Genomic DNA, 12,867 nt, shown 5'->3' with positions numbered 1-12,867 from the left:
TCGAGCCCAGATTGCCACAACTGGCGCTCTGGAGACAAAAAACTCTTAACCTCAATCAAGCTGAAGCTACCCCACTTTACGTATTGGTGAACTCTATGACCGCTGCTATCAGATCCCCGGATTCTCCCCGCTCCCGATCGACCCGCAAGCCCTCTGCTGGCCCAGCCAAAAGCAAAGTTACTTCTATTGCCCGGGCTAGGCGGGCGAAGACAGGGCCGGTATTGCCCAACTACTCGCCAGCAGACGAACAGGCTCAGGTTCGGCAGTCCGCATCGGTGCTGAAAGTCATGCCAGCTCGCCAGCAGCAGCCAGTGTGGTTGCGATCGCTCCTGCAGGCACAGCGCGCCTCCTCAGTGGCAGCACTTATGCTTTTGGGCGGTGCTCTGAGTCTCTACGGCTTGACTGTTTACGGCGAGCAGCGCTGGAGCCAGGAGTATCAAAAACTGGAAACTCTGCGCCTCCGGGAACAGCAATTGAGTGCTTCTAGTGAAGTTTTGAAACACCAACTTGCTAAAGAAGCCCAAAATCCCGAAACCGGTTTGGCTCCGCAGAATCCTGGGAACTCGATTTTCTTGCAGCCGGCCCCTGAAACTCGATCGCCCGTTGCGGCACCAAATTCTGAACCCGCTCTCAAGAAGGGAGGCGGTGTGGAAACACCGCTGGGCTATTAAGCCTGTGTCAAAGCGTAGAGCGCCCGAGGGCCTGAGTGTCCGAGGGCCTGCAAATTCGAGGCTCTAATTTCCTTTTTGACTTTTTTGCAAGTCGCGATCGATTTTCTGCTTCCAACGGGAAGTTACAAATTAAAAATAATTAACACCACTTCAAAAAACAGAATGCAACTGTAGGTGTGAGCCCAACCTTGATAGGGAGTGCTCATTCCCAAGTTGTGAATTTTATATTTTAATATTTAAGTTATAAATTATAGATTCTAAAACGCTCTAACTTGCTATTGAATTTTTAATGCCATGAGCTACGACCCCCGTTTTGACCGCTACAGATCGCCGAATTTCAAACGCACAAAACAGGCAGGCGCTCGCACAGGGTGGGAAAAACCAGCCAAACCTAGATCTTCGGGCAGTTTCGGCCGATCGCCACAACAGACGGCTGCATCTTGGGGGCGGCCGGTGGAGCGTTTAAAGCGCAGCAAGTTCCGTTTGTGGGCGGTGTGGGCGGTGTTGATGCTGGGGGGGCTGGGGCTGGCTGTGAATTTGTTTTATTTGCAGGTGACGCGAGCTCCGGCGCTGCGTAAACAGGCCGAGCAGCAGCAAACTCTCAAAACGAAGCCGTTTGTACCGAGACGCCCGATAGTTGACCGCGCAGGGAATGTTTTGGCGATCGACAGAGAGGTGTACACGCTCTACGCTCACCCGAAGTTGTTTAACCACTCGAAGGCGGAAATTGCTGCTACATTGGCTCCGATGCTGGCGCTCGAACTGAGTCCGGGCACTACGTCGGAAACTGAATTGATACGCAGGTTTAATCTTGGTGAAAGCGGTATTACTATTGCGGAGTCTCTGCCTCAAGAGGTTGCCGATCGCGTCGCTCAGATGCAAATTAAAGATAGTCTGGTGGATGGCTTGGAGTTGCTGCGGCACCAGCAGCGTTTTTACCCGCAGCAGGAGTTGGCGGCGGATATCCTCGGTTATGTGGACGGGGAACGGAAGGGACAAGCCGGGGTGGAATACAGCCAGCAGAATTTGTTGGAACGATCGATGCCGTCGATTCAGTTTAGCAGGTCGAGCAATGGGAGTTGGGTTCCCGATCGGCTGACGGCGGGATTTGTGCAGCTTGATGACTTGAAATTGCAATTGACGATCGACACTCGCTTGCAGCGGGCTGCCCGAACTGCGCTTAAGGAAAAAATGAAGGAACACGATGCGAAGCGGGGCACGGTGATTGTGATGGATGCCCGTAACGGGGAATTGCTGTCAGTTGTAGCGGAACCTTCTTATGACCCGAATCAATATTTTAATTTCGATTTGTCGCGCTATAAAAATTGGGCTGTAACTGATGTTTATGAGCCTGGTTCGACTTTTAAGGCGATTAATGTGGCGATCGCTCTGGAAGCGGGTGCGGTGAAACCTAATAGCGTATTTAAGGACGAAGGTCGGATTTTCATGGATGGCTGGACTATCCAAAATTCCGATTACAAACAAGCAGGGGCGCGCGGCCCTTCGACTGTTACTGAGATTTTGAAACATTCTAGTAATGTGGGGATGGTGCACGTAATGAGAAGTATGAAAGCTTCTCTTTACTATCAAGCTTTAGAAAAACTCGGACTGGGACAAACTGCGGGAACAGATTTGCCTTTTGAAGTAACCAGTCAGCTTAAAAATCGAGAGCAATTTATTAACTCTCCGGTGGAAGTTGCTACTACGGCTTTTGGCCAAGGTTTTTCGATTACTCCGATGCAGTTGGTCCAGCTTAACGGGGCTTTGGCTAACGGTGGCAAGTTGGTGACTCCTCACGTTGTGCGGGGACTTTTTGATAGGGACGGTGAAGCTTATTGGAAGCTTCCGAGGCCGGTTCCGAAGCAGGTTTTTTCGCCGGAAACTACTAAGCAGGTGTTAGAAATGATGGAAACTGTGGTTGATGGTGGTACGGGGAAAGCTGCACAAATTCCTGGGTATCGGATTGCTGGAAAAACGGGTACGGCTCAAAAAGCTAATGCTGGTGGGGGTTATTCTGACAAGGCGATTATTACTAGCTTTGTGGGAATTATGCCTGTGGAGGCTCCTCGGTATGTGGTTTTGGCGGTGATTGATGAGCCGAAGGACGGTTCGGGGGGGACGGTGGCGGCGCCGATTGTGGAGTCGGTGATGGAGTCGCTGATTTCTATTGAGAAGATTGCGCCGAGTAAGAAGTAGTTGATTATGTCTGAGATGTGCCGTCAGGAATTGACCTGGAAGATAACGCGATCGACAACAGGACTATTGACGACACGGCAATGCCCATTGCTGTCAAATTAACGTACAACCAATAGTCCGGCAGGGGTTGAAACCCCTGCCTCAAAGCTAAAGTCGTCTGAAGACGACTAATGAGTTTTTCAGTCCTCTTTGAGAGGACTTTAGCTATAAGCCCCGTGGAATTCATTCCCTGGCGGACTCGCGGACTGGCAGATGGTTGGCTGAGGTTGACACGCCTTGGGCACTGCCGTGCTCTGATTTCGGGTAATATCGTTTTCCCTGACGCACCCTACATCAGTGACTCAGTAACAATATCTTTTGTTTTCGTTGGGTTTTGATTGTCTTTGGGAGGTGCGTTTATGGCCTAGGAGGGTGGAAATGATGATGCAGCGTTGGCTGTTTCTTAAGTTGGGATGATATAGGGTTAGGGTTCCTTTGGCTCTTATACTCGTTAGGGTGCAGTCGTGGTCGCTTCGAGATACGGGGCAACCTCGATGGTTGAACATGACTCGCCGGATTGTGCCGTTTTCTTTTTGCTCGTTGTTTTCATTTACTTGGAGCACGGTTGTTTCACCTGGATCTATTTGAATTTGCGGTTCTAGGTTTTTCCATTGACTGGCTGGTACTTGGGCTGGGGAAATGTCGGCTGGGTGAACTGCTATTTGTACATTTTCTCCGACTTGTTTGAAGCTGGCTTGCCATGAAATTTTGTCACGTTTGGCGTTGCTGTGTGCAAGTTCCATTGCCGAATAAGCTCGATCGAGCGATGCTTTTAAACGCTGGTTGTTGATGAACATCAGCCAGGAGGGGGTGACGATCGCACTAAATATTCCTATGATTAAAATAATTATCAATAGCTCAAGCATTGTAAAACCTGCGGCAGGTGTAGTGGCTCTGCCTTTGAGCGTTTTATTTATTGACACGTAGATGCACTCCCTGATATTTAGCTGGCAAAAAAAACAGCTAGGAGGAGCTATTTTTTATTGGCTATATTTTAACTTTTGGGTTTGGGGAGTGTATAGATCGGTATTTACGGAAAATTTATGCAAATTTAACAAAGCGGGTAAGGAAACGGTTGTCAGGAAACGGTTGTGCGGTTTCCCTACTGCAGTTTTGTCGATCGCCCGAGCGCATAAATCGCCCGAGCGCATAAATCGCCGGATCGCATAAATCGCCCAAAGGTATGTTGTTGCGCTCGATTCGGTCTTAATCTTAGAAAAGAGCGAATCGAGCGCAACTACATCTAAAATTTAACTTTTATTTGTGACTGTTGGTCTTCCTCCTCACCAATTTCAAAAAGCGGGTAAGGAAACGGTTGTGCGGTTTCGCTACTGCAATTTTGTCATCGCCCCGCTAAATTTGCGCTTTTACCCAATATCGAAAGGCTTTCATGGCGACGTTTCTGCCGGCTGTTTTGCTTTGTTCTAAATACTGGGGGATGAGCTCGGTGATGGGGAAGTTGGGAAACTGGAGACTGCGATCGGACTGTATGTATTTTCCATTTTGCAATACGCCCATTTGCAGGTTGCGGCCGTTGTAGCGCCACAATTCGGGAACTCCTAATGCTTCGTAGTTGTTGAACTGAGTGCGGGAGGTGAGGTCGATTTCTATGGCTAAATCGGGAGGTGGATCTGTTTCTAAGTCGATGCGATTTTTGCCTCTGACTGCGGCTTCGTTTTGGATGTAAAAACAGGCGTCTGGTTCTACTCCTTGAGCGATGTTTTCATTTTTGAAGGTGGTGGAACCCAGAGGCCAAAATTCGATGTCTAGTTCTTCAAGCAGAATTTTTACTCAGTCGCTAATCAGGACTTTGGTAACTTCGTGTTCCATTAGCGGAACCATGATTTCTAAGGTTCCTTTGCTGTATGAAAGTCTGGATGCGCGACTTTCTCCCCATTCTGTTAGTAGGGTTTCAAACATCGGCCAGGTTATGTCTTTGAGTAATAGTTGATTTCCTGGCTGGATGATTATTTGTTTTAGTTCTAGCTGCATATTTTGACTGTTTTAATAGGAGTTGAAATATAAAATAATTTAAGTTAATATTTTTTAGCAATTCTGCACTTAGGCGGAATTGCTGTTAGATGTTAAAAAATATCTAGGGGATTACTGGACAACCCTCTTTTGTAGAAGAATTGTATTCTCCCTCAGCAGTTCGCATTCCTCCTAGAAGAGTTTCTACAATTACGCACTGCTTTGTACCGCCACCAGCAGGAGCCACTGTTACCACAAAAGGTAATTTTGGATTGTTTGAATTGTTGGCATCGACTACACCGTTATAATTAAAAGTAAGTTGTGTAGCAGCAGTGCACGCACTATTAGGAGGACAGCTAGCAACAGAAAGTTTAACTTGTTTAGGTTTAATTTCCCCTCCAGCGTCGAAATTCACTGTTTGTAGCGGAGGATTTTGGGCTGGATCTGTCTTAATTGTAGCTGTTGGTGGGTCAACCAATGGATTTAATGTAACTACTCTATCGCTCTTAGTTCGTTTGGCTTCGCTTTGTGCAAGGCGTAATGATTGGAAAACGCGATCGTTCACAGTGCGAACTCTTTGTCTGTTGATGAATGCCAGCCAACCGGGAGCGGCGATCGAGCTTAATATACCTACGATTAACGCTATCACCAGCACTTCTAGAAGGGTGAATCCCTGATCGCCCTTTCTGGATGCAATTTTGTGGAAATTAGGGCTGGGCTTGGCAGCAGAGTTATGCAAAAGTTTTAATAATATTGGTGGGGTTTTCATGGTATTATCCTATTGTTTATCAGCGGGGGGCGATGCGGAAATGTGTTTCACACATAAGTTAATTTCCTCGCGCACCTAGACCTTGTACTTGAACGCTTGCTGTTGGGAAATATGCCGCTCTGTTAGCATCATAATCAGCACCGTTAGCTTGAAGGCGGCGCAGACTATTTCCTCTGATAGTAACTCTGGCTAAATTTCTTTGTGTATCAACACAAGCGTAGAAGCTGTTTATATTTGTTGTTCTATCTGTTACTTTTAGAGTGTCTTCTGGGATTGGGGGTCTTGTAATTCCAATTTGGGTAGTGGGATTCCCCAGAGCGGTCGTACATTCATTCCCTGTAAATATCGGGAGGGTGCCATGGTCGATGTAATTAACTAATACATCAGCGCGGTCCCAAGCAACGTTTGGGTTCGTCACCTTTTCCGTTGGCTTATTGATGTCAAAACCTGCCACAGTGGGAGTACCTATGTTAAAGGCAAGACTCCGCTTTTGCCCGTCGGGATTTTTTAGATCACCATCAGCAAAGTAGCGGTTTGCTGGATCAGGATCTGTCGATCTAGTAGGATCTCGCAGTCCGTCCTGAATTTGATACCGAACAATACGGGTAGGACACGTACCTCCTGAAGGCTGACACCAAATGCCAGGGCCACCCCTAACTTGGTAGTACGCAACTAATGATAAAACATAAGTATCGTTGCACGCACCTGCGCCTTTCAGTGTATTTTGAGCGCAACTACTTGGTTTATCACCCGGCACTATAGGAAGAGAATTATTGAGCTGCTGGCGCTTCCAAAATACCAGAATAGGAGTTCCATTTGTTGCAGCAGCAGAGGGGATGAAATTTCCCGCTATGAGTCCGGGGACACCATTTGCACTATTATCGTAAATATAAATAGCTTGGCTCAAATCTTGGGCGATGAAATCAACGGCCGCCTGAAGGTCTTGCTCGGTGTTTGACTTGACTTGTTCCCTCCTGTCGGTATTCAGCATATCGACTACAAAGCCGAGCATCGGCGTAATGATTAAAAACGCCATAATTACTCCGACTAATAGCTCGACCAGAGTCATGCCCTTTTCAGTTTGAGCTAGCTCAGAGCGGTTTCGCTGATGCTGACTTTTGAGAAGCAACCTGAGTAAATTTTTCATTTTGACTTCTTCCTTTGCCAATTGGTAGGAAACATTTTTGATTAACAAGGATTTTGATTAATTATTTACACGCAGTGGTGCTAATCTGGCCAGTTTTAGGATCTCGGATGCGTGAACAAAGCGATCCATAAGAACCCGGTACTGTAGAAGCAGGGATTTCTGTTTTCATTACCACCAAAGGCGCTTTAGGGTCGCCAAGAGCGGAATTAGCAACTGATTGCTGTTCAGTTTTCATCGTACCTCCGGTAAACCCATCCGCGCGGTAAACCCGCACAGTAAGTTCGTAGCCTGTTTGTGTCGGATCGGTGGGATTAGCTGGATTTCGCCAAGCACCTTGAACAAAAAACTCTTTGCTGCCAGCACAACCTGCCGTTTCATCGAAGTTAACGCAGTACAAATTATTCTGAGGGTTTGTAGAAGCAGGAGGAGGAGCAAAAGCAGGAGCAGCAGACATATCTTGGATAGGAAACCCTGGGTTTGTCGGATCGTTCCGCTTAATCGCCCCTGTCCTCAGAGCGTCTATGTAAGCTCTCGCCGCCTGCGTGGCGAGTTCCATCCGCCGCGCTTGTACGCGAGTCGCTACTGAGTAAGCCATCACCGGCGCTATCGCAATCATCAGCACCGAAACCACAATCATCGCTATCAATGACTCGATAATCGTGTAGCCGCTGTCTCGTGACTGAGGTAAATTTTGCTCTTGTCTTTGCTTGCTCATAAATTAGGACTCCAGTAATTGCGCGGCGGAAGGTTAGTAAGGGAAACTAGCACATTCTGTGGGGGTAATGGAAGAAGTAGCGGGGCTACCATCGTCTGCCTTGACTCCACACATCAAAGTTTTTACCCAGGGGTCGTTTCGAGGAACTTCCCGGAAAAACTCGGCCGGTTGACTCGTTGAGGGAGGAGTAGTGAACTTTTGAGTGAATAAATCCGGCGGCTGAGGTAACAAGCCCACGTCATAACCCCAGTTCCTCTTGGGCGGGCTGAAGTAGGGAATATCTCCTGCGCCATCAACGTTATATATGACGGGAATTCCCAGTGAAGGAGTAGTTGGATTTAACCGATCGAACACGCTTACTATCTTATCGGCTGCAGTTGAACCTAAAGGAGTTCCTCCTAGGATTGACAGATAGGGTGCTGTGCTAAAGGCGCTGCGGTTTAGCTGGATAAAAGAACCCTTGATATTAGTAGCCTCTTGGCCAGCATTCCAGCTTTCCAAGAATCTGGGCAAATTTTGTAAGCCGCCGTTAAAGTCGCCGACTGCGCCGTTGAGGTTTTGAGAGGGAGTGTCGCCCGCTGCGATGACGAGATTGAAAGTTGTATTTTCAGCTCGCGCTATCCATCCCGTGTTTCTCGCAGTTGTTCCACCCGCAGTTGCGGGCGGAGTAGCTACCACATCTCGGATCTGCGAGAACGGCAACAATAAGGGCTGCGTTCCCTGTAAAGGTAGGACTGGGGGCTCTGGTGTTGCTCCCGCTAGTAAGGCTGGTAGTGGTGTATTGCTGCCGTCTCTGGCGTTAGCGACGCCGGTATTTACCATATAGAGGGGGCTGCTATTATTGTAAACTGGCGTGCCCGCCCCACCCGCAAACCACAGAGAATTAGCTCTGGCTGCAATGGGAGCGGGAGGATTAGTTCCTGGCGCAACAGGCGCAATAGTAGCCCCTCCCGTGATCGCCAAAGGCTGTGGAGTTGCGGGCGTTAACAACTGATTACTACTATTTCTTGCAAAAGCGACGCGACGCGGGAATCTTTGTAATGCCGGAAGCGGGGGATCGAATGTTGAACCAGCTTGAAAAGAAGCGCCAGCAGCAGGTGCGACATAAGTCGTCGGAGGCCCCGCCGGAACCGCCTGGAATGCCGTCCGCTCATTGCCAGGTGTTAGATCCACAAACCAGTCAGCATCCCCACACTCAGAAACGGGTAGTTTCTTACAAACTTCCATCAGATACTCTGGCAAAAGCGCGCGCCGTTGAACGGGAGTCACAAAGTTGTTGAAGTAAGAACTTGTAATTGCAACGGGGGGAGGAGTGGTGGTACTTCTGTAGGTAGCGTCTGTCACCGTTATCGGATCTGTTGCTGCCTTTAAAGTGCCATCAGCTTTAAACGCCCCGCTGGAAAGTCCGTTAGTGACAAAGTTGTTGTTGAAAAATCCTCTTTGTCTGCGACGCAGTACGGCCTCAGCACCCGCATTATTTCGCAGGTCAAAATCTCCTTCGTTGCGGAAGCCAAAACGATATTTTGCTGATAGGAGGGTGACAGCATCTGCCAGAACATTGGCCGGTCTCCAGTAGTCCCCACCACATGAGGGGAGCCTGGGGTCGCCCTGGCGACAAGCAAAGTTGGAATCGAGTTGATCTTTAGTGCGATCGTAAAAGTTGCCCCAAGTTGAATTTACAGTCGTCGTAAATTCTTCAACTTCGGTAAAAGCTGGCGGTGGCCCACCAACAGGTGCGGGGGGGATACGGCCGTGGGCATTAAATCTGCCTTGGATGTAGACTGGCAAGTTGGATACTAAGGTCAGACCTTTTTCCTTCACTACATCTGCTACGGTAGTTACACCTGCGGGAGTGTTGCCGCCCCGAAATAGAAAGTCGCCGTTAATCAGGACAATGCCGTTTGGCTTGCGAGTGGGGTCGAGGGTGGAGTCTGATGGACTGACTCTTTTGCTTGTGGCTTCATCAAGCCCAGTGGCTGGAGTGCCCGTTCGATCGCTACGATCGGGCAGGGCGTCGTCCCGGCTGGCGTAGATAATCCCGCTGTTGGGCAGCAACCACTCCCCAGCAGGTTTGGCTGTTCCCCGCAGGTCGTTGATATTTAGCTGAGTCGCACGAATTTCTAGGGGTTGCCGTTCTTCTAGGGGCTGATTGTAATTGACTCTTAATCTTGTGGTGTTGGTTAGAGGAACAGGGCCGCTAAGCGTAAAGGCTTCGTTAACATTGGGGGTAGCAAAGTTGTCACGTTCGATCGCCTTAATTTCTCTGCCACTCAAAAATGCTACCTCTTCAATTGATCCGTGGGGAATCAAGCCGGGATTGGGAGTAATCGCCCCCCTGAGAATGTCGAGTGCACAGTATGTTGAGTCGATCGCAGCTTGTTGTGCTAATGTGCGAGCGTCTTCTGGCACTTGTAGGGCTGTTCTCAATGGTCCGTTGGCAAACCGACCGTCGGGGAAGACTAAGCTGGCTTGCATATCCAAAACTGGGTCGCCACCCGTCAGCACGCCGTTAGGACCTACATTCGATCGGCCTGGTCTGTTTTTTAGCGTGGGGTTGTAGGTGATGCCATTATTAGAGCCAATAAATTGCTGCCGACTTCCAAGTGTTGGTGCGCGTCTTGCTACATGTGGTGCTCTCTCACCCTGCCCGCTGACATCAGTAACGAGATTAGTGCCTAGACCCTCGGTAATATTTCTGGCGGTAGAAGCATTGCTGGGGTCGTAGTAACTGCTAACACAGGCATACAGTTTTTGCTTTGGTTGGACAGTACCAGTAATCGCGTCTGGGTTGTAGCCGTCGAATTTGTAATGATAAACAGCCGTTGCTCGCATCCGCAAGTCGCCTTTGGCAAACTTCCGAGCGCTGGCATCTTCAGTAATTCCGGTTAGTGCAGAGGCTGCTGCTGTTGCTGTAGATATATCAGTCGGGAACGATATCCAATTATCTTTCGGATCTATCGCACCCAAAGTATTGTCGTATACCTGAGAACCAGGTCCCAGCGGCGACATCGGCATAGTATCCGGCCAAACTACGGGGTATTCTTCAACAGCCGTCGTTGCTGGGTCGTTGTAAGTATTTGCGGTTCCAGGGGCAGGAACGAAACGTGCGGGGCCTGTTTTGCTGGTTCCATCGTTCCATCTGGGGGGTGGCAAGAAGGAGTTAGTGCGATCGTACACGCCACCACTGGTAATTACCCGCAAACCGCCTGTTCCCTCAAGGGGATTTCTCGGTGTTTGAGCTGCTGCTGCTTCCCAGAAACCATCTCTAAATGGCGGAGTGGCAGAACCGGGGGTTTCTCCCCAACCATTACCGCGGGCGGTTGCTCCCACGTCAGCGAGCTTTGTCACCTGCGACTTGCGGGTGCGACCAGCCTCTCCACCTGTCCAGGGGGTAGGGCCACCAACATCTTGTGGGTCTGCCGCCCCAACGAATTTGGATTGGGTGGCGTCCCATCGCTGGGCTGGTAAGTTGTTGCCTACTAATACCCTCTCGCCCAAATTTTCTTCGCTTTCAGTAGGTTTTATCTTTTCCGGGTTTCTGGACGGCAGTTTAGTGAGATCGAGGGTAAGCCCTGTCGGCCCGGTGGCACTCCCTACCTGTGCATTCCCAGTTGTAGGAAGACTCCAAGCGTCTATGGGTCTGAGGCGATCGCCACTTTCTTGAATGTAAGTAATGTAAGGTCTTGTCGCATTATCCGGTACGTCTACAGTTTCATTTCCCCGTGGTACTTCTTTGAAAGGCACTTTCCGCAGCCTTTCTTTGAAATAAGATTCCAGTGCATTAGAGCGGCTTTGGGGCTGTTGGGTGCTACCGGCTGGGGGATGCACCAATAGATAAACTGAAACTGGATCATCGGTTTCAGGCTTTGACATTTGCCCCTCTACTAGCGCATTTAACCGCCGCGAGTATGCGTTGCCGTTGTAAAGTACATCAAGGCTGGTATTGCTAGGAGCTGATTGATTTGTGGGGTTAATTAGTTGTTCTGGGGTGTCGGGTCGATCGGTGCTCGCTTGAGCTTTGAAAAGATGTACTACTGCAGGGTTACTATTGGTGTTACCGGCCCAACCATTGACTACGTTACCTGCCACCTGAATTCGGCTATTTTCTTGGTCGTAGAAACAAGATCCTTTGCTGCTAACTTCAAATAATTTAACGTCTCTTGGATTATTCACCCCTGTTACTAATAAATTGCTATTTGTCAAAATCCGCCCGTTTAAATTCAGAGAAACGCCAGGGGATATGTCTAAGTCGTCTTCATAAACTACCGCATTGTTGCTGAGGGGAATGCGACTTTGGTCTTGCTGGTATTCTAGTGCGGATATGCTGGAAGTTCCCGTGAAGGCTTGATATTTAGCACCCAAAGCAGCAACTTCTGCATCTTTAATGGGTACGTTTACTGTGTAAACATAGAAACTTTTGCTCAGCTTACCGTCTAGCTTGTACCAGCCGGAGTCTCCCACCAACGTAGCGACGTTATCGCCTGCCCCGGCCGCCGCGCAAGCGGGTTCTAAAACTCCCAAAGACATCGGCGGCGTTCTGGCGTCCAGCGGCTTTCTCGCCCTTGCGACTTCTAGAGATGTTGCATCAATAGGAGGATTGCGAAAAAATATTCCGTAGAGGGTAAAAGTGTCAAACTTGCCGTCGTTATTTGTATCGACGGGATATCTCCAAGCTGTATTGATCGCTTCGCTTTCTACGATTCCGGTTCCGATCTTTTGAACAGGTGGTTTTTTAGGATCGTTTGCGTTAGTCAGGCTTGTACCGTTGACTGGATACTTAAGTATCAAACGCTCCTCGTCACCAAACTTATACAAATCGCTATTTGCAGTGTTTTCTGACATCATCCGGTACAATTCTGCATCGGAGGGAGTTGATGTCGGTCTTTGCGGATCTTCGTACAGCACGAACTGAATTTTCGCTTTCGCCCGATCGAGCGCGGGAGTGGCGGCCGCCAGCACCTGCTGGTTCACGCGCACGTTACGCGCCGTATTAGCCCGATCGAACGATCGCAGCGTAATCGCCACAGTCAACAATATGACTACCAGCAACACCATCGTCACCGTCGGCAGCACAAACCCCGCCATCGGTAGTTGCGCCCTGCGGCCCATAGCCATCAGCGCTTGCAGCATTGCTCTCATCAGCCGCTTCGCCCCGGATCTGGTAACACCAGCAATCCGCCGCAGCAGGGACACGATAACTTTGGATAATTTGCTCTTAAACATTGACGCCTTCCTGAATAATTTCAGAGATGGTATTGCAGGTAGTTACTGCTCGACAGTACAATCCCATCTTTATTGTTCCCATTTTTTGCAACTTGCATATCACCCTGTTGCACAAATTTAAATCTGTACTTTGGCT

7 protein-coding genes and 1 pseudogene are annotated in these 12,867 nt (G+C 49.1%); 2 read left to right on the top strand and 6 right to left on the bottom strand.

Going from position 1 to position 12,867, the window contains the following annotated elements:
• Positions 1-95 precede the first annotated feature (95 nt).
• Entirely contained in the window at positions 96-671 is a 576-nt protein-coding gene (locus QUA71_RS12605; RefSeq protein WP_333285328.1) for a hypothetical protein, read from the top strand.
• A gap of 294 nt (positions 672-965) precedes the next feature.
• Positions 966-2,867, top strand: coding sequence for a penicillin-binding protein 2 (locus QUA71_RS12600; RefSeq protein ID WP_333285326.1), 1,902 nt, complete (start codon positions 966-968; stop codon positions 2,865-2,867).
• Between the two features lie 341 nt (positions 2,868-3,208).
• On the opposite strand, the gene QUA71_RS12595 is transcribed toward QUA71_RS12600, so the two are convergent.
• From QUA71_RS12595 to hpsA, 6 genes and pseudogenes are all read right to left on the bottom strand, one after another.
• Positions 3,209-3,772, bottom strand: a complete 564-nt coding sequence (locus QUA71_RS12595; RefSeq protein ID WP_333285324.1) for a transcriptional regulator — start codon at positions 3,770-3,772, stop codon at positions 3,209-3,211.
• 487 nt (positions 3,773-4,259) lie between these two features.
• A pseudogene (locus tag QUA71_RS12590) lies at positions 4,260-4,898 on the bottom strand (Uma2 family endonuclease).
• A 103-nt stretch (positions 4,899-5,001) separates the two neighbouring features.
• On the bottom strand, positions 5,002-5,646 hold the full coding sequence (locus tag QUA71_RS12585) for a prepilin-type N-terminal cleavage/methylation domain-containing protein (RefSeq protein WP_333285322.1): 645 nt from the start codon (positions 5,644-5,646) through the stop codon (positions 5,002-5,004).
• Positions 5,647-5,704: 58 nt separating this feature from the next.
• A complete protein-coding gene (gene hpsC, locus QUA71_RS12580; RefSeq protein ID WP_333285320.1) occupies positions 5,705-6,793 on the bottom strand; it encodes a hormogonium polysaccharide secretion pseudopilin HpsC in 1,089 nt (362 codons plus the stop codon).
• A 61-nt stretch (positions 6,794-6,854) separates the two neighbouring features.
• Positions 6,855-7,508: a hormogonium polysaccharide secretion pseudopilin HpsB gene (gene hpsB, locus QUA71_RS12575; RefSeq protein WP_333285318.1), complete on the bottom strand. Its 654-nt coding sequence runs from the start codon at positions 7,506-7,508 to the stop codon at positions 6,855-6,857.
• A 33-nt stretch (positions 7,509-7,541) separates the two neighbouring features.
• Positions 7,542-12,731 carry a hormogonium polysaccharide biosynthesis protein HpsA gene (hpsA, locus tag QUA71_RS12570; protein WP_333285316.1) on the bottom strand — a complete coding sequence of 1,730 codons (5,190 nt, stop codon included), beginning with the start codon at positions 12,729-12,731 and terminating at the stop codon, positions 7,542-7,544.
• Positions 12,732-12,867 lie beyond the last annotated feature (136 nt).

The organism is Microcoleus sp. MON1_C5, assembly GCF_036701875.1.
Taxonomy (GTDB): Bacteria; Cyanobacteriota; Cyanobacteriia; order Cyanobacteriales; family Microcoleaceae; genus Microcoleus.
The sequence above is the reverse complement of the archived record's forward strand: the minus strand, read 5'-3'. Positions and strand labels throughout refer to the sequence as shown.

Excerpts from the sequence above, each read along its gene's own strand:
- QUA71_RS12605 (WP_333285328.1), top strand. The coding sequence starts at position 96 with ATGACCGCTGCTATCAGATCCCCGGATTCTCCCCGCTCCCGATCGACC.
- QUA71_RS12600 (WP_333285326.1), top strand. The coding sequence starts at position 966 with ATGAGCTACGACCCCCGTTTTGACCGCTACAGATCGCCGAATTTCAAA.
- QUA71_RS12595 (WP_333285324.1), bottom strand. The coding sequence starts at position 3,772 with ATGCTTGAGCTATTGATAATTATTTTAATCATAGGAATATTTAGTGCG.
- QUA71_RS12585 (WP_333285322.1), bottom strand. The coding sequence starts at position 5,646 with ATGAAAACCCCACCAATATTATTAAAACTTTTGCATAACTCTGCTGCC.
- hpsC (WP_333285320.1), bottom strand. The coding sequence starts at position 6,793 with ATGAAAAATTTACTCAGGTTGCTTCTCAAAAGTCAGCATCAGCGAAAC.
- hpsB (WP_333285318.1), bottom strand. The coding sequence starts at position 7,508 with ATGAGCAAGCAAAGACAAGAGCAAAATTTACCTCAGTCACGAGACAGC.
- hpsA (WP_333285316.1), bottom strand. The coding sequence starts at position 12,731 with ATGTTTAAGAGCAAATTATCCAAAGTTATCGTGTCCCTGCTGCGGCGG.